This is a genomic window from Micromonospora sp. NPDC002575 (assembly GCF_042889525.1).
GTDB lineage: Bacteria > Actinomycetota > Actinomycetes > Mycobacteriales > Micromonosporaceae > Micromonospora > Micromonospora carbonacea.
Genome location: NZ_JBIARA010000006.1, coordinates 187,240 through 204,269 on the forward strand (window position 1 = coordinate 187,240; position 17,030 = coordinate 204,269).

Annotated in this window: 17 protein-coding genes and 1 tRNA gene; 15 read left to right on the forward strand and 3 right to left on the reverse strand. The window is 71.9% G+C overall.

The window, feature by feature from the left end; genetic code table 11:
- Positions 1 to 42 precede the first annotated feature (42 nt).
- From ACFYWL_RS12195 to ACFYWL_RS12265, 15 genes are all read left to right on the forward strand, one after another.
- Positions 43 to 987, forward strand: a complete 945-nt coding sequence (locus ACFYWL_RS12195; RefSeq protein WP_386970994.1) for an SDR family oxidoreductase — start codon at positions 43 to 45, stop codon at positions 985 to 987.
- Between the two features lie 2 nt (positions 988 to 989).
- Positions 990 to 1,622, forward strand: a complete 633-nt coding sequence (locus ACFYWL_RS12200) for a class I SAM-dependent methyltransferase (RefSeq protein WP_386970997.1) — start codon at positions 990 to 992, stop codon at positions 1,620 to 1,622.
- A gap of 176 nt (positions 1,623 to 1,798) precedes the next feature.
- Positions 1,799 to 2,536, forward strand: a complete 738-nt coding sequence (locus tag ACFYWL_RS12205; RefSeq protein ID WP_386970998.1) for a phosphotransferase — start codon at positions 1,799 to 1,801, stop codon at positions 2,534 to 2,536.
- 323 nt (positions 2,537 to 2,859) lie between these two features.
- Positions 2,860 to 3,321 carry a (2Fe-2S)-binding protein gene (locus ACFYWL_RS12210; protein ID WP_386971323.1) on the forward strand — a complete coding sequence of 154 codons (462 nt, stop codon included), beginning with the start codon at positions 2,860 to 2,862 and terminating at the stop codon, positions 3,319 to 3,321.
- Positions 3,321 to 4,298, forward strand: coding sequence for an FAD binding domain-containing protein (locus ACFYWL_RS12215; RefSeq protein ID WP_386971000.1), 978 nt, complete (start codon positions 3,321 to 3,323; stop codon positions 4,296 to 4,298). Before ACFYWL_RS12210 ends, ACFYWL_RS12215 begins: the two co-directional genes overlap by 1 nt.
- A gap of 48 nt (positions 4,299 to 4,346) precedes the next feature.
- On the forward strand, positions 4,347 to 5,546 hold the full coding sequence (locus ACFYWL_RS12220) for an XdhC family protein (RefSeq protein ID WP_386971002.1): 1,200 nt from the start codon (positions 4,347 to 4,349) through the stop codon (positions 5,544 to 5,546).
- A gap of 8 nt (positions 5,547 to 5,554) precedes the next feature.
- Positions 5,555 to 7,780 (forward strand): xanthine dehydrogenase family protein molybdopterin-binding subunit, encoded by a 2,226-nt coding sequence (locus ACFYWL_RS12225; protein WP_386971004.1) that lies wholly within the window; start codon positions 5,555 to 5,557, stop codon positions 7,778 to 7,780.
- Between the two features lie 10 nt (positions 7,781 to 7,790).
- Positions 7,791 to 8,882 carry a Kelch repeat-containing protein gene (locus tag ACFYWL_RS12230; protein ID WP_386971007.1) on the forward strand — a complete coding sequence of 364 codons (1,092 nt, stop codon included), beginning with the start codon at positions 7,791 to 7,793 and terminating at the stop codon, positions 8,880 to 8,882.
- A 374-nt stretch (positions 8,883 to 9,256) separates the two neighbouring features.
- Positions 9,257 to 9,871: a superoxide dismutase gene (locus ACFYWL_RS12235; RefSeq protein WP_386971008.1), complete on the forward strand. Its 615-nt coding sequence runs from the start codon at positions 9,257 to 9,259 to the stop codon at positions 9,869 to 9,871.
- Positions 9,872 to 9,995: 124 nt separating this feature from the next.
- Positions 9,996 to 11,591: an ABC transporter substrate-binding protein gene (locus ACFYWL_RS12240; RefSeq protein ID WP_386971011.1), complete on the forward strand. Its 1,596-nt coding sequence runs from the start codon at positions 9,996 to 9,998 to the stop codon at positions 11,589 to 11,591.
- Positions 11,588 to 12,616: an ABC transporter permease gene (locus tag ACFYWL_RS12245; RefSeq protein WP_386971014.1), complete on the forward strand. Its 1,029-nt coding sequence runs from the start codon at positions 11,588 to 11,590 to the stop codon at positions 12,614 to 12,616. The genes ACFYWL_RS12240 and ACFYWL_RS12245 overlap by 4 nt, the downstream gene beginning before the upstream one ends.
- The gene (locus ACFYWL_RS12250) at positions 12,609 to 13,496 is read left to right on the forward strand and encodes an ABC transporter permease (protein WP_386971016.1); all 888 of its coding nucleotides are present in this window, start codon (positions 12,609 to 12,611) and stop codon (positions 13,494 to 13,496) included. The genes ACFYWL_RS12245 and ACFYWL_RS12250 overlap by 8 nt, the downstream gene beginning before the upstream one ends.
- A complete protein-coding gene (locus tag ACFYWL_RS12255) occupies positions 13,493 to 14,491 on the forward strand; it encodes an ABC transporter ATP-binding protein (protein WP_386971019.1) in 999 nt (332 codons plus the stop codon). Before ACFYWL_RS12250 ends, ACFYWL_RS12255 begins: the two co-directional genes overlap by 4 nt.
- Entirely contained in the window at positions 14,488 to 15,204 is a 717-nt protein-coding gene (locus tag ACFYWL_RS12260; protein WP_386971022.1) for an ABC transporter ATP-binding protein, read from the forward strand. The genes ACFYWL_RS12255 and ACFYWL_RS12260 overlap by 4 nt, the downstream gene beginning before the upstream one ends.
- A 420-nt stretch (positions 15,205 to 15,624) precedes the next feature.
- Positions 15,625 to 15,697: transfer RNA gene (locus tag ACFYWL_RS12265), tRNA-Arg, on the forward strand.
- Between the two features lie 75 nt (positions 15,698 to 15,772).
- Here ACFYWL_RS12265 and ACFYWL_RS12270 read toward each other — a convergent pair.
- From ACFYWL_RS12270 to ACFYWL_RS12280, 3 genes are all read right to left on the reverse strand, one after another.
- Positions 15,773 to 16,066 (reverse strand): DivIVA domain-containing protein, encoded by a 294-nt coding sequence (locus tag ACFYWL_RS12270; protein WP_386971024.1) that lies wholly within the window; start codon positions 16,064 to 16,066, stop codon positions 15,773 to 15,775.
- 72 nt (positions 16,067 to 16,138) lie between these two features.
- Positions 16,139 to 16,432: a hypothetical protein gene (locus tag ACFYWL_RS12275; RefSeq protein WP_386971026.1), complete on the reverse strand. Its 294-nt coding sequence runs from the start codon at positions 16,430 to 16,432 to the stop codon at positions 16,139 to 16,141.
- A 154-nt stretch (positions 16,433 to 16,586) separates the two neighbouring features.
- Entirely contained in the window at positions 16,587 to 16,712 is a 126-nt protein-coding gene (locus ACFYWL_RS12280) for a hypothetical protein (protein WP_255700280.1), read from the reverse strand.
- Positions 16,713 to 17,030: the final 318 nt, after the last annotated feature.

Below are 17,030 nucleotides of genomic sequence, written 5' to 3' on the forward strand. Positions count from 1 at the left end.
TCGAGCGCCGGAAAACACCCCTATACGACAGGGAGCACGTCAATGCCCCGTACACCAATCGACATCACCGTCCCCGACCAGTCCGGCAAGCTCGCCGTCGTGACCGGCGCGAGCGACGGGATGGGCCTGGGGATCGCCGCGCGACTGGCCGCAGCCGGCGCCGAGGTGATCCTGCCGGTCCGGAACCCCCGCAAGGGCCAGGCCGCCATCTCGACGATCCGCCAGCGCCACCCCGAGGCGAAGGTCTCCCTGCGGAGCCTGGACCTGTCGTCGCTGGAATCGGTCGCGACCCTGGGCGACACCCTCCGAGCGGAAGGCCGTCCGATCCACCTTCTGATCAACAACGCCGGGGTGATGAGCCCGCCGAACCGGCAGGTCACGGCCGACGGGTTCGAGCTGCAGTTCGGCACCAACCACCTGGGCCACTTCGCGCTTGTCGGTCACCTCCTCCCGCTCCTGCGAGCCGGCCACGCCCGGGTGACCTCACAGGTCAGCGTCGCCGCACGCAGCGGCACGATCAACTGGGACGACCCGAACTGGGACCGCTCCTACCACGCCATGCGCGCCTACCGGCAATCCAAGATCGCATTCGGGTTGTTCGGCCTGGAACTTGACCGGCGCAGCCGGGCCCACGGGTGGGGCATCACCAGCAACCTGGCCCACCCCGGCATCGCTCCCACCAGCCTGCTCGCCGCCCGGCCCGAACTCGGCCGCAGCCAGGACACTCCCCAGATCCGGATGATCCGCGCGCTCTCGGCCCGCGGCATCCTGATCGGTACCGCGGAGACGGCCAAGCTCCCGGCGCTGATGGCCGCCACCGACCCCGGTGCCAAAGCCGGCGTCCTCTACGGGCCCAGCGGCCTGGGCAACCTCAGCGGCGCGCCGGCCGAACACAAGACGTACGCGCCGCTACGCAGCCCGGAGGACGCCGTGCGGGTCTGGGCACTCTCCGAGCGGCTCGTCGGGACCGCATTCGTCACGACCTGACCATGGCCACGCCCCAGGAGATTCGTTCAGTATCGTTCCTCATCGAGTTTCTGCGCGATCCCATGAAGGTGGGCGCGATCCGGCCGAGTGGCCCCGCGCTGGCGCAACTCGCCACGGCGGCGGTGCCCAGCACCGGCTCTCCGGTCGTCCTGGAGCTCGGGCCGGGAACCGGCGCGTTCACCGCGCCCATCCAGCAGCGCCTGGCGGGCTCCGGCCGGCACGTCGCAGTCGAACTCAACCCCCGGTTCGCCGAGCGCCTGGCCACGCGTTACCCGGCGGTCGATGTCGCGGTCGGGGACGCCGCATCGCTGCGGAAGGTGCTCGCGCGGCGAGGTCTGAGCCAGGTCGACGTCGTGGTCAGTGGCCTCCCGTGGGCGGCCTTCGGCGAGAGACTGCAGCTCGACGTCCTCTCCGAGGTGGCCGCTGTCATGCAGCCGACCGGCGTCTTCACCACGTTCGCCTACGTCCACGCCCGGTGGGCCCCGCCGGCTCGGCGGCTGCTGCGATCCCTTCGTTCGCGGTTCGAGGAGGTGGTCGTCAGCCGGACCGTCTGGGCCAACCTGCCACCTGCCCTGGTCTACTTCTGTCGACGTCCCATGGTCGCTGCCGTCGACGGCCTCGGACAGGCGACGTAACGGCCCGGATCACGGTCACCACCGAACCGTACGACGCCATCGCGGAGGCACGACATGCACTGTCATGTCGATCTCTGCGAGTCGGCCCGGGCCGCCTGCCGGTGTGTCGGCACGCGTTTCGATTCGTACGCGACAAACTGCGGTGGCATCGATGATCTTTCGCAAGAATGGCCGACATGGGAGAGGTCAAGGTCGTTGTCGCCCATAGCGAGCGGGCGACCCTGCGCGTCGGCGACGTGTTCCTGAAGATCGACGCCGATCAGAGGCGTACCGATGTCGAGGTCGAAGCGATGGCTCTGGCGCCGATCCCGACCCCGACCGTTCTGTGGCGCAAGCCACCCGTGCTCGCGCTCGCCGCCCTGCCGGGCGTGGCACTCGGCTGTCTCGGCGAGCCCTCGCCCGCGTCGTCGCTGGCGTGGGTCGCGGCGGGCGCCGCCGCGCGGACGCTGCATGACGCGCCCCTGCCGCCGTGGCCAGGTCGCCGCCTCGACGAGATCGCATCCCGCCTCGACGGCGAATGCGAATGGCTCGTCACCAACGGTGTCCTTCCCGCCGACCTGGTCACCCGCAACCGGCAGGTCGCCGAGGCCGCGCTGCGGCCGTGGAAACCGGTGTTCACGCACGGCGACCTGCAGATCACCCACGTGTTCGTCGACGACGACAGGATCACCGGCGTGCTCGACTGGTCCGAGGCGGCCCCGGGCGATGCCCTGTACGACCTCGCGGTCCTGACGCTCGGGCACGAGGAGCACCTTGACGACGTGGTCGCCGGCTACGGTGCCGACGTCGATCTCGACGTGATCCGCGGATGGTGGTCGTGGCGCAGCTTGGTCGCCGTCCGCTGGCTGGTCGAGCACGGCTTCGACCCGTCCATGCCAGGCTGTGAGTTCGATGTGCTGAGGTCGCGGATGTGAGGCGGCACGAGCCCGCTTGCCGTGAGCGGGGGACGTGGACCCCATCGTCACGGCATCGACGAAGGGTGATCGCGGCGGGCGCGGCTGTCGTCTCAGCCTGGGATTGACAGGTCCTGGCAGCCGCCAACCTCGCCGGGCCAGGGTGGACGAGCAAGCCCCGTTCGACGTCCATCCGGGGAGAATCGATGAATCCAAGCCACGATACTGGCCACGACCGGCCGGGTGTGTCCCGGCGCAGTGTTCTGGGTGGCGGTGCCGCAGCCGCGCTGGCGATACCGCTCCTGCCGAGGAGGGCGGAGGCCGCGGCGGAGAGCGCCGAGCAGGTGACCGTCAAGGTCAAGGTCAATGGCAAGCCGGTCTCGGTGCGGGTGGACCCGCGAGTCACGCTGCTCGACACGCTGCGGGACGAGTTGAAGCTCACCGGCACCAAGAAGGGCTGTGACCGTGGCCAGTGCGGAGCATGCACCGTGCACGTCGACGGCCGGCGGGTGCTGTCCTGCCTGACGCTTGCGGCCACGGTCGACGAGCGTGAGGTCACCACGATCGAGGGCCTTGCCCGAGGCGATCGGCTGCACCCGATGCAGCAGGCGTTCATCGAGCGCGACGGTCTCCAGTGCGGCTTCTGCACGCCGGGGCAGATCATGTCGGCGGTCGGCATGGTCCAGGAGGGCCACGCGCGCACCGACGACGAGATCCGCGAGCGAATGTCGGGCAACATCTGTCGCTGCAGTTGCTACCCGTTCATCGTGGAAGCGATCCGCGACGCGCAGAAGGTGATGCGCTGATGCGGGCCTACACGTTCAGCCAGCCGCGCGTCGTCCGCGAGGCCATCGCGCACGCCGGCACGGACACGGCCTTCCTCGCCGGCGGCACGACCCTCGTGGACCTGATGAAGCTCGACGTGATGACGCCGGCTCGGGTCGTGGACATCAACCGGCTTCCGCTGCGCGGCATCACGCTCGACCGCGACGGGCTGCACGTCGGTGCGCTCGAACGAATGAGCGACGTCGCCGCCGACCACAATGTGCGGCGGGACTATCCGCTGATCGCCCAGGCGTTGGAGCTGAGCGCGTCCGCTCAGCTCCGCAACATGGCGAGCATCGGCGGGAACCTGTTGCAGCGCACCCGGTGCGGCTACTTCCGGGACGTGACCACTGCCTGCAACAAGCGGGAGCCCGGAAGCGGTTGCTCGGCGTTGACCGGCATCAACCGTACGCATGCGATCCTCGGCACCAGCGACGCCTGCGTGGCGACCCATCCCAGCGATCTGGCCGTCGCCCTGGTGGCGCTCGGCACCGACGTGCATCTGGTCGGTGGCCAGGGCACCCGTACGGTGCCACTCGACACGTTCTACGCCCTGCCCGGCAGCACACCCCAGGTCGAGAACGTGCTGCGTCCGGGCGAGCTCATCACCGGCATCACGGTCCCCCGCTCGATGTGGGCAGCGAATTCCATCTACGTCAAGATCCGCGACCGGCAGTCGTACGAGTTCGCCCTCGCCTCGGCGGCTGTCGCCGTCGAGTGGCGGGGCCGGACGATCAGGCAGGCCCGAATCGCCGCCGGTGGGGTCGGCACCAGACCCTGGCGGCTGCCGGCGGTCGAACGGGCCCTGGCCGGTCGGCCAGCCACCGCCGACACCTTCGAGGAGGCGGTCCGCACCGCCGCAGACGGCGCCCTGCCGCTGTCGCACAACGCGTTCAAGCCCGCGCTGCTGCGACAGACACTCATCCGGGCCCTCACCGTGCTGGCGGAGAGCCGATGAGCGGCAAGCCCGCGACTGTGACCTCGCCGGCCCGCAGCGGCGGCGTCCATGCTTGAACTCGCCACCGAACTCCTCGAACGGGTCCGCCGCCGGACGCCCTTCGTGACCGCCACCGTCACCCGGGTGGACGGGAGCGCCCCGCGCCAGCCCGGCGCGTCGCTTGTCGTCGACGCGGACGGTGCGGTGCTGGGCAACGTCTCCGGAGGCTGCGTCGACTCCGCCGTCTATCAGGCGTGCCAGGAGATGCTGCTGGGAGAGCGCGGCCCGGAGGTCCTGCGGTTCGGATACACCGATGACGACGCCATCGGCGTCGGCCTCACCTGTGGCGGGACGATCGAGCTGCTTCTGCGCCACCACGACCCGGGCGTCGAACCCGACCTGGCAGTGGCGTTGACCGACGCCGCGCAGGACGCGCCGGTCGCCGTCGCCACCGTCGTGTGCGGCCCGGACGCCCACGTCGGACGGATGATCGTGGTGCGTCCCGGGCGACGCCGCGAGGGAACTCTCGGAGACGGACGGCTCGACGAGGTGGCTGCGGCACGCGCGACCGGCCTCCTGCACGCCGGGACGAGTGGCACGGTGGACATCGGCGTGGCCGACGGCTACTGCCAGGAGCCGATGACCCTGCTGGTCGAGTGCAACACCCCGGCGCCGCGGATGCTCATCTTCGGGGCGATCGACCATGCCGCGGCACTGGCCCGGATGGGCGCCTTCCTCGGCTACCGGGTGACGGTCTGCGACGCGCGGGCCACGTTCGCCACGCCGGACAGATTCCCGTACGCCGACGAGGTCGTCGTCGACTGGCCGCATCGCTATCTGGAGGCGCAGCGCCTCGACGGCAACACCGTGATCTGTGTGCTCACCCACGATCCCAAGGTGGACGTACCGCTGCTCACCGCCGCCCTGCGACTGCCGGTCGGCTACGTGGGGGCGATGGGGTCTCGGCGCACCCACGAGCAGCGCCTGACGCGGCTGCGCGAGGCCGGCCTGACCGATCGGGAACTCGGCCGGCTGCACTCGCCGATCGGGCTCGACATCGGCGCCCGCACCCCAGCGGAGACGGCGCTGTCGATCGCGGCGGAGGTCGTCGCGCACCGGCTCGGCGGCACCGGGGCGCCGCTGCGCACGGGGGTGCCCATCCACCGCCGCGCCGCTCCGTCGTCGGCTGCCCTCCCATCGGTCTGGACGGCGAAGCACCTCGACCACAGCGCCGGCATCACCCGGTCGCGGCCCTCTTCCCGCAGCTAGGAGTCACGATGACCGTCTCACCACTCGGCCGCGACATCGACCGCGTCGACGGCCGGGCGAAAGTCACCGGCACCGCCCGCTACTCGGCCGACTACCCGCCCTCGGACCCGACCTCGAAGGTGGCGTACGCCCACCTCGTCACCAGCACCGTCGCGCGGGGTTCGATCTCCGCGATGGACACCATGGCGGCCCAGAACGCGCCCGGCGTCATCCGGGTGTACAGCCCGTTCAACAAGCTCGGGCTGCGGCTGGTGCCCGACGCCGGGGAGAACTACGCGCCCCTGGAGGACACCCAGGTCAGGTTCCGGGGGCAGATCATCGCCATGGTCGTCGCCGAGAGCTCCAGGCAGGCGCGGGAGGCCGCAAAGCTGATCACCACGACCTACGACGAGCTGCCGCCGCGTACGTCGTTCGCCGGCGAGCCTCGCGTACCGGCCGCCGGGCCGCCCGGCCATCCGCCGCCGAGCGCCACCGTCCTCGCCCCGGGTGTCGCCTCGATCGAGGCGGCGCTGGCCGCGAGCGACGTCGTGGTGGAGGCGACCTTCCATCAGCCGATACAGCACGCCGTCGCGATGGAGCCCCATGCCGTCCTCGCCGAGTGGAACAGCGACCACACCCAGCTGACGCTGTACAGCGGCGCTCAGCTGCCCCACATCACCGCCTTGGGGGCAGCCATCCGGCTCGGCGTCCCGCCGACGGCGGTGCGGGCGATCACCCCGTACGTCGGCGGTGGTTTCGGCAGCCGGGTGATTCCGTGGTACGACGCCGCCCTGGCCGCCGCCGCGGCCCGTCAGCTGCACCGTCCGGTCCGGTTGGTGCTGGCGCGGGAACAGGTCTTCACCGTCGTCGGCCACCGCAGCATGGTCGACCAGACCATCAGGCTGGGCGCCTCCCGGGCCGGCGTCCTCCACGCGGTCAGCCACGTCAGCGACGCCTCGATGCCGTTCGTCGGCTACTGGCCCATGCGGCCGGCCGTGGACACCTCAGCCGTGCTGTACAAGACCCCGAACCTGCACTTCGACGAGCGGCACGTCATGCTCGACCTGCCCCCCGCCTGCGCCATGCGGGGGCCCAACGAGGCTCCGGGAGCCTTCGCGCTGGAGACCGCGATGGACGAACTCGCCGTCGCCACCGGCATCGACCCGGTCGAGCTACGGCTGCGCAACTACGCCACCGTCGCGCCCGGCACGGACCTGCGGTGGTCGAGCAAGCATCTCGACGACTGCTACCGCATCGGCGCCCGTCGCTTCGGCTGGTCGGCCCGACGCGCCGAGCCACGTAGCCGGGTCGACGGGCAGTGGCTGGTCGGGATGGGGATGGCCACGGCCATCTACCCGGGACGCCGGATATCGGACCCCGTCCAGGTCCGGGTCCGGCTGCTCGACGACGACACCGCCCTGGTCTCCTCCGCCACCGCCGACCTGGGCACCGGCGCGACGACCCTGCTGGCGATCACCGGAGCCCACGAGCTGGGCGTCCCGCTGCGTCGGGTCAGATCCGAACTCGGTGACACCGCCCTGCCCCAGGGCGCGCCGGCCGTGGGTTCCATGGCCACCGCCAGTACCGTGCCGGCGGTCGAAGCCGCCGTCCACGCTGTGGTCGCCGAACTGACTCGGCTCGCTGTCACGGATCCGCGGTCACCCTGGCACGGCGCGGACAGCGAGGAACTGACGTACGAGAAGGGCCAACTGCGGGGGAAGGGCCGCTCGATGTCCTTCGGCCGCCTGCTCACCACGATCGGCCGTCGAAACGTCGAGGCCACCGCGACGGCCCAGCCCGGCCCGGAAGCGAACCAGTACAAGTTCCACAGCTTCGGCGCGCACTTCTGCGAGGTCAGGGTCAACCGTTACACGGGGGAGCCCCGCGTCACCCGCTTCACCACTGTCGTGGACATCGGCCGGGTGGTGAACGCCCAGGCCGCCCGGAGTCAGATCGCCGGAGGCGTCATCTTCGGGATCGGTCACGCGCTGCTTGAGGACGACCCGCTCGAACTCGACACCGGGCGACTGGCCGCCGGCAACATGGCCGACTACATGGTCCCGGTCAACGCCGACATTCCCGCCCTCGACGTCCACTGCCTCGACCGGCCCGACCCCGTCATCAACAGCCTCGGCGCTCGCGGTGTCGGCGAACTCGGCACCGTCGGCTCGGCAGCCGCCGTCGGCAACGCCATCTACAACGCCACCGGCAAGCGGATCCGCAGTCTCCCCATCACCCTTGACAAGCTGCTCTGAACGAGGAGTCATGAAGAAACCACCCACAACGGCCAGGGCTGCGATCACCCTGCTGCTCTCCGGCGCACTCGGCCTCTCGCTGGCGACGCCCGTCCAGGCCCACCCCGGCCACCACCATCCGCCCGTCACGCCCGCTCCCACCACCGACCCCGTCTACGGTGCAGGCTGGAAGCCGCTGCTGGACATCGCCGGCGGGCCTCGCCAGGAGCACAGCGTGGCCGCGATCGGCGGTGACGTCTACGTCATCGGAGGCATCGTCCCGGCCACCAGCGGCGGTGTGGTCACCACCGACCGGGTGGAGGTCTACGACACCCGTCGCGGCACCTGGCGCAACGCCGCCCCACTGCCGGTCGCCATGAACCACCCGAACGTCGCAGTCGCCGGTGGCCGAATCTACGTGCTCGGCGGCCTCTCCGGGGGCGCCTCCTGGCAGGCGCTGCGCGACAGCTTCGTCTACGAACCACGACTTGACCGCTGGCAGCCGCTGCCGCCGGTGCCGGCCGGCCTCGAGCGCGGCAGCGCCGCCGTGGGCGTGCACGGCGGCACCATCTACCTCGCCGGCGGCATGCGCACTCTCACCCCTGGCCCCGACGGGCTTCAGGACACCGTAGCCACGGTGTCGGCGTACCACGCCGCCACCGGCCGCTGGACCACCCTGCCCGACCTGCCCGAGGCACGGGACCACGTTGCCGGCGCCATCGTCAAGGGCACCTTCTACGTTCTCGGCGGCCGTGACCGTGGTCAGGCCAACGTCCGCGACACCGTCTATGCCATGGACCTGCAAGCCCTCGCGGGGGGCTGGACCAACCGGGCTCCCATGCCGACCGCCCGGGGCGGCATCGCCTTCGCCGCGGTCGGCGACCGCATCTACACCTTCGGCGGCGAGGGCAACGTCGTCGACGGCGTCAACACCGTCTTCGGTCAGACCGAGGCATACGACACCCGCACAGACCGTTGGCAGCGCCTCGCCCCGATGCCCGTTCCCCGCCACGGCACCGCAGCCGTCGCCGTCGGCGGCACCATCTACTCTCCCGGCGGAGGCAACCTCGGCGGCGGCGCGCCGGTCGCCACCCACGACGCCTACCGTCCTGCCTGGCGCTGACCGCCAGCGCATCGATCCCGCCGGGTGGCCGCCGAACGGCCACCCGGCGGTGCTGTGCCGAAGGCTGCACCGCCGGACCCCCGCCGATCGTGACCGGACTGGGCGAGACCTGGCGACGGTCTCCGATGGGCGTCGCGCGGGCGCACGCTGTTGCTGTCCGAGTTGGCCCGCCGTCTGCCGCACACCCGGGGCGAGTCAGGCGGCGCTGCGCGCGCTGGCCGGTCGGCGGGGCAAGCGGCATGAGCTTATTGCTAAGATGTGGCAACTACGTAATGCTGGCAGTAGTGGGCGGGCGCGCCGGCAACGCGATGATCTGAACTTCGCCGGGGTGCCCGCCCAGCTCACGTTGCCGACGGATGTGTGAGGAGTTGCTGGTGGCCGTCTACTCTCTGCCCGACATGCCGTACGACTACGGCGCGCTGGAGCCGGCGATGTCCGGTGAGATCCTGGAGCTGCACCACAGCAAGCACCACGCCGCGTACGTGAAGGGCAGCAACGACGCCCTGGAGCAGCTCGCCGAGGCCCGCGACAAGGGCGACTTCGCGGCGCTGGTCGGGTTGGAGAAGACGTTCGCGTTCAACCTGTCCGGGCACGTGCTGCACTCGATCTTCTGGAACAACCTGTCCCCGCACGGCGGCGACCGCCCCGACGGGGAACTGGCCGCGGCGATCGACGAGCACTTCGGCTCCTTCGACGGCTTCGCCGGGCAACTGTCGGCGGCGACGAAGAGCGTGCAGGGCTCCGGCTGGGGCGTCCTTGCCTGGGAGCCGCTGGGCCGGCGGCTGATCGTCGAGCAGGTCTACGACCACCACGGCAACGTCGGGCAGGGCTCGACGCCGCTGCTGGTCTTCGACGCCTGGGAGCACGCCTACTACCTGCAGTACCGCAACGTCCGCCCGGACTACGTCGACCGGCTGTGGGACCTGGTCGACTGGGCCGACGTGACCGCCCGCTTCGACGCCGCCCGCGCGCACTCGCCGAAGCCCTGACCGGCGTGACCGGTCCGGTTCCGGCGCCTCCCGTGTCCTGATCGGAGAGCCCCTCGCCCGCTCGTGGGCGAGGTGATCCGGCGACGCCGCCGGGCCCGCACGCGCACAACCCCAGGAGTAGGTCATGGTCAAGCCCTTGCCCGTACGCGTGACGGCGGTGCTCGCCGCCGTCCTGCTCGCCGTAGCCGGTTGCTCGTCGGCGGGGACGTCGACCGGTGACGCGAGCGGCGCCGGGACGGTGGTCGTGGCCACCGCGGGCGAGCCGGACACCCTCAACCCGGTGCTGAACTACGGCCCCGACGGCGCGTCGCTGATCTTCGACGGGCTGGTCGCCCGGGACGCCCGCAACGAGCTGGTGCCGGCGCTGGCCCGTGAGCTGCCCACGGTGTCGGTGGACGGCAAGACCGTGACGGCCAAGCTGCGCGAGGGGGTGCGGTTCCACGACGGCAGCCCGTTGACCGCCCAGGACGTCGTGTTCACCTACCAGTCGGTGCTGGACCCGAAGGTCGACTCCACGCTGCGCTCGGATCTGGACATGCTCGCCTCCGTGACCGCTCCCGACCCGGCCACCGTGGTGTTCGCGCTGAAGCACGCGTACGCGCCGTTCCCGCAGCGGTTGGCGCTGGGCATCGTTCCGGCGAAGGCGTTCGCGGGGCAGGACGTCAACAAGGCGGAGTTCAACCGTAAACCGGTCGGCACCGGCCCGTACCGGGTGACGTCGTGGACGCCGGGGGACCGGCTCGTGCTCGCGGCCAACGAGACCTACTGGGGCGGCAAGCCGAAGAACTCCGGTGTCGTGGTGGCGTTCGTCGCAGACGACAACGTGCGCGCCCAGCGGATGCGGGCCGGGGAGTTCGACGCGGCCGAGCTGACGCCGAAGCTGGCCGCCGGCTTCGACGGGCAGCGCGGCTACCGGGTGCAGCGGGTGCCGACCGCGGACTACCGGGGCGTCATGCTGCCGATGGGTAACCCGGTCACCGGTGACCTGGCGATCCGAAGGGCGCTCAACGCGGCGGTGGACCGGCAGGCCATGGTGACCGGCGTGCTCGGCGGGGCCGGGGAGCCCGCGTTCGGGCCCGTGCCGCCGTCCTCGGCGTTCGCCGAGCCCTCGATCGCTGGCAGGCCCGCCGCCGACCCGGCCGCCGCGACAGCGACCCTGGACGCCGCCGGCTGGCTGCCGGGCCCCGACGGCACCCGGGTCAGGGCCGGCCGGCAGGCCGCGTTTACGCTGATGTACCCGGCCACCGACAGCCTGCGCAAGGAACTGGCCCTCGCGGTCACCGCCGATGCGAAGAAGGTCGGCATCAAGGTCACCCCGCAGGGGTTGACCTGGGACGCGATCACCCCACGGATGAAGACCGACGCCGTGGTCATGGGCTACGGCACCCCGTACGACCCGGACTTCGTCTCCTACAAGCTGTTCGGTTCGGCCTTCGCGCAGCAGGGCTTCTTCAACCCCGGCTCCTACCGGTCCGCCGTCGTCGACGCCGCGTTGCAGCAGGGCCGCGACAGCGCCGACCCGGCCGTCCGCAAGGCCGCCTACGGCAGGTTCCAGAAGCAGCTCGCCGCCGACGTGCCGTGGGTGTTCCTCACCTACCTCCAACACACCTACGTCGTGAAGGATGCGGTGGCGGGGGTGACGCCGCGGGTGGAGCCGCACGAGCACGACGTCGCCAACAGCCTCTGGTGGAACATCGACACCTGGTCGAAGAAGCCATGACCGCCCCTCCGCCGCCGACCGGCCCGCCGCCTGCTCCCACCCGGCGGCGGCTGGCCGGTGCCGGCGCCGTGATCCGGCGGCGGCTGCTGGTCGCCATCCCGGTGCTGGCCGCGACCAGCATGGGCATGTTCGCCCTCGGCGCGGCCTCCCCGATCGACCCCGCGCAGCAGTACGCGGGCGCGGCGGCGTTCACCACCAGCGAGGAGAACCTCGCGCAGATCCGCGCGAACTGGGGCGTCGACGACCCGCTGCCCGTGCAGTACGCCCGCTGGGTCGGCAACCTGCTGCGCGGTGACCTGGGCTGGTCGACCAGCCGCCACGAGCCGGTCACCTCGGTGCTGGCCGCCCGCGCCGGCTGGACCCTGCTGCTCGTCGGCGCCGCCCTCGCCCTGGTCCTGGTGGCCAGCGTGCTGCTGGGCACCCTCGCCGCGTACCGGCGGGGCGGCTGGTTCGACCGGGCCCTGCGCGCCGTCGCGTACGCGGTGCAGTCGATGCCGGTGTTCTGGATCGGCCTCGCCGCGATCGCCCTGTTCGCCCTCACCCTCGGCTGGCTGCCCGCCGGCGGGCTCACCGACATCACCGCGACCGGCACCGACCCCGCCGACGTGGCCCGGCACCTGGTGCTGCCGGTGACCGTGCTCGCGATCTCCCAGGCCCCGTGGTTCGTGTTGTTCGTGCGCGACGCGGTCGCCGAGAGCCTGCGCGACCACCACGTCCTGGCCGCCCGCGCCCGCGGCCTGTCCGGCCGCACCGTGCTGTTCGGCCACGCCCTGCGCACCGCGCTGCTGCCGTTCATCACCCTGGTCGGCACGCACCTGCCCGAACTCGTCGGCGGCGCGGTCCTGGTCGAGACCGTGTTCTCCCTGCCCGGCCTCGGCGCGGTCACCGTCCAGGCCGCGCTCGGCAGCGACTTCCCGCTGCTGGCAGCCACGACCCTGGCCACCACCGTCGTGGTCCTGGCCGCGAACCTCGCCACCGACCTCGCCTACGCCGCCGCCGACCCCCGGGTACGCCTCGATGACTGACCTCGCCCCACCACCGACCACCACACCAGCCCGGACCCGCCCGCCGACCCGGTTTCGCAGCGGTCGCCTCGGCGCGGGTGTGGCCGCCGGCCTGCTCGCCGCCGCGGTCGCCGCGTGCCTGCTCGCGCCACTGCTGTGGCCACTCGACCAGAGCGCGGTCGACCTGACCCGTACCCGCCTCGCGCCGTCCTGGGCGCACCTGGCCGGCACCGACGACCTCGGCCGCGACGTGGCGCTGCGCAGCCTCTACGGCCTGCGGGTCTCGCTGCTCGTCGGGGCGGTCGCCGCCCTGGTCGCCACCGTCATCGGCGGCCTCGTCGGCGCGGTCGCCGGCACCATCGGCGGCCGGGTCGACCGGGCCCTCATGCGCGTCGTCGACACCATCGCCGCCCTGCCGCACCTGCTGCTGGGCATCTTCGTCGTGGCGATGCTGCGTCCCAGCCTCGGCGCGGTCATCGCCTCGATCGGGCTGACGCACTGGCTGTCCACCGCCCGCATCGTCCGCTCCGAACTGCTCAGCCTGCGCACCCGCCCGTTCGTCGACGCCGCCATCTCCGGCGGCGCCTCCCGCACCCGGCTGCTCACCCGGCACCTGCTGCCGCACGTGCTCCCGCGCCTGGCACTGGCCACCACCCTGATGGTGCCGCACGCCGTCTGGCACGAGACCGCCCTGTCCTTCCTCGGCCTCGGCCTGCCCCCGCACCTCGCCTCCATCGGCAACATGATCAACGACGGGCGGGGTTCCCTGCTCACCGGCGCCTGGTGGGCCAGCATCGTCCCCGGCCTTCTCCTCGTCGCGGTCACCCTCGCCCTCGCCGTGCTCACCGGCCGGTGGCGCGACCGCCTCGACCCCCGCGTCCGGGCGGAGCTCCAGCTGTGACCACCACCGCCGCCCCCGCCAACACCGCTCTCGCCCCAGCCCTGCTGCGGGTCGACGGGCTGACCGTACGCTTCCAGCTCCGCGACGCCGTCGTGCACGCCGTCACCGACCTGAGCCTCACCCTGCACCCCGGCGAACTCCTCGCAGTGGTCGGTGAATCCGGCTGCGGCAAGTCCGTCCTCGCCCACGCCCTGCTCGGCCTGCTGCCACGCAACGCCACCATCACCGGACACGCCCACCTGCACCCGCCGGCCGGCCATCCGGTCGACCTGATCACCACCGGCGAGCGACGCCTCGCCCGCCACGTACGCGGCCGGGCGGTCGGCCTCGTCCCGCAGAGCCCCGCCACCGCGCTCACCCCGGTCCGCACCGGCCGGCACCTGCTGGAGGAGACCCTGCGCGCCCACGGCCACCCCCGCCGCGACGCCCACGCCGCCGCCGACCGGATCGCCGCCGACGTCGGCCTCGACCCCGGCGACCTGGACCGCTACCCCCACGAGCTGTCCGGCGGCATGGCCCAACGGCTGGCCACCGCCCTCGCCCTCGCGCCCGACCCGCCGCTGCTGCTCGCCGACGAACCCACCACCGGCCTCGACCGGCCCTTGGTCGACCACACCCTCGACCTGCTGCGCCGCCGCTGCGACACCGGCGCCGCCGTCCTGCTCATCACCCACGACCTCACCGCCGCCCGCCGAGTCGCCGACACCGTCGCCGTCATGTACGCCAGCCGCATCGTCGAACACCGCCCCACCACGGCCCTGTTCGACAACCCCGCCCACCCCTACACCGCCGGACTGCTCGACGCCCTACCCGAGCGGGCCTTCACGCCCGTACCCGGCCACCCGCCCATGCTCACCGACCTGCCCGACGGCTGCGCCTTCACCCCACGCTGCCTCCGCGCCACCGACACCTGCCGCACCCCACCGCGCCTGGTCACCGACGGCGCGGGGCGGGTCGCCTGTCACCACCCGCTCACCGGGGGAGCGCCGGCATGACGGCTGCAGCCGACACGACGGGCGCCGTCGACTCCGCCGGTCACTCGTGCGCCGGCCTGGCCGCGCGCCAGATCACCGTCTCCTACGGCCGGCAGCGCGTCCTCGACCACGTCGACCTGCACGTCGCACCCGGCGAGACCGTCGGACTGCGCGGGCCCTCGGGCAGCGGCAAGTCCACCCTCGCCCGCGTCCTCGCCCTCCTGCACGCCCCCGACAGCGGTCGCGTCACACTCGACGGACGGCCCGTCGCCAGCGTCCGGCACCGGCTGCCCGCCGCCCTACGGACCCGCGTCGCGATCCTGTTCCAAAGCCCCCGCGCCGCCACCGACCCCCGGCTGAGCCTCGCCGACCTCATCGCCGAACCGCTGCGCGCCACCGGCACCCCCCGCGACCAGACAGCCGCCCGCACCGCCGAACTGGCCGACCTGGTCGGCCTCACCCCCGACCTGCTCGCCCGCCGCCCGCACGCGGTCAGCGACGGGCAACTGCAACGCGCCTGCCTCGCCCGCGCCCTCGTGCACCGGCCCGACTACCTGCTCTGCGACGAGGCCACCGCCATGCTCGACGCCTCCACCCAGGCCCACGTCGCCGCAGTCATCACCGACTACCAACGCCACCACAACGCCGGAGTCCTGCTCATCACCCACGACCCGGCACTGATCACCCGCTGGGCCACCCGCGTGGTGGACCTCCACACCCCGGCAGGGGCGTAGGCGCGAATGCCGGCGGGACGCCGGCGGTGATCGAGACGTCGCCAGCGGTGTGACAGGCGACCCAGCCCACGTCGGTGGCGACGCCGATGCGCCAACTGTGCTCGTCCCTGCTGATCGCTGATGCTCCTCCGCCCCGACACATCGTGTCCGGGGCACAGGTCGACCATGGCGGCAGGCTCGGGGTTGCCGTGCCTGCGGGGCCGGGAGTGGGTTGGCTGAAGCGTGTTTCGCCGAGATCGCTTGGCTGACGGTAGGAGATGCCACCCGCCGCCTCATCGTGTGTGAGATTCGGTAGACCGCTGATCGAGACTCGCGCTGTGGCCTTGGGCTGGGCGAACAGGGGGTCTGGCGACGTGGGTGACCGTGGGCTGCTCCCTGCCACCCCAGGTGAACCCGCAGGTCGCTAGACTAGGCCCTCGCGCCCCCGTAGCTCAGGGGATAGAGCATCGGTTTCCTAAACCGTGTGTCGCAGGTTCGAATCCTGCCGGGGGCACCTCGAAGATCAGCAGAAAAGCCACCTGAACAGCGGATACGTTCCCGCATCGATTGATCATCCTGCAGCCGGATGTCACCCTGAGTTGCGGTTTGTAGCCGTCCGTGCAGAGCGCGATCTGCGCTGCTGATCTTCTGTCCATGCGCTGTCGTCGTCCCGACCCGGCCTCGGCGTGAACTGGCTTTGCCAGTCCCGGAGAGCGTTTTTCAACCGGAGGTTCTCCTCCCGGAGGCTGGCCTCGGCGGCGTCCCTGGCGATCAGCTCGTCGACGACGCGGCGCAGGAAGGCGTAGACGTGTTCCTCGGCCAGGCCGCGCCGTCCGAACCCGGAGCGCCGGAATCGCAGCCGGCGCACCTGCTCGGGGACCATCGGAGCCAGCCGTGAGGCTGCTCGGAAGACTCCCACCGCCATCGAACCCTCCCATCGGGCCGCCGGCCGTGCTCACTTCCGCACGGCGTTCCTGGCCGTCGTACGTACCGCTGGTTTCCGGTCGGGTTGGCGGACCGCAGCGGCCGGCGGGGTGGCCCGCTGGAGGCCCGCCTTCTGGACGTAGATCTCCCGGCGGTCCAGGGCGTTGCCCTTGGGATCGAGGACGTACCCGGTCAGCCAGATCCACCCGTAGTAGGTGGGCTGGTCGGGGACCTTGATGACCCGGAAGATCAACGCCCGGTCGCCGCCGAACTGCACCGACGCGTGCCGGTTGACGTACAGCACGTCTCCCGGCTTCGGAACCACGACCGCCTGCCTTCCCGTCTCGGATTGGTTGGGGCACCGAGGCGGGCGGGCTTCCGCTACGGCCGACACCGCGCCTCCACCAGCACCCGCCCCGGGCCAACTCAGGACACGGCGCAACGCCGCGTGATCTCGGAGGGCTGGCGGTTGTCACCGGTCAGGCGACGACCGCCAGCCCCGCCCACTGCCCCTGTGCGCCGGTGCCTGCGCAGTCGAGGCAGTCGCGCCGCTGCAACCGGTTCGGGTCACCCGGTGCCCGCAGCGAGCGCCGAGGGCTGGCCATCTTCCAGCCCCGTCCCTCGCATGCGGGACACGCCGCCGGCGCGGACGGCGAGGACCGATGCGGCCCCCGCTGTGGGCGCGGCCCCTCCACGCACCGCACGACGCGAACCCCGGTTTGCTCAGCGCCCCTCCTCGCTGAGCTCACCTCCCGGTGTGCGCGCCGAGGCGGCTGCCCATGTGCATCACCGGGATGCACATGCACAATTGCGGTAAGTGAGCCGTCCATGTAGGAGAGACTGCCCGGGACCTACGGGACCGATCGAGGACCCGTACGTACACCTCTGGCGGACATCGAGCGGACACCACGAGGACCTGCATT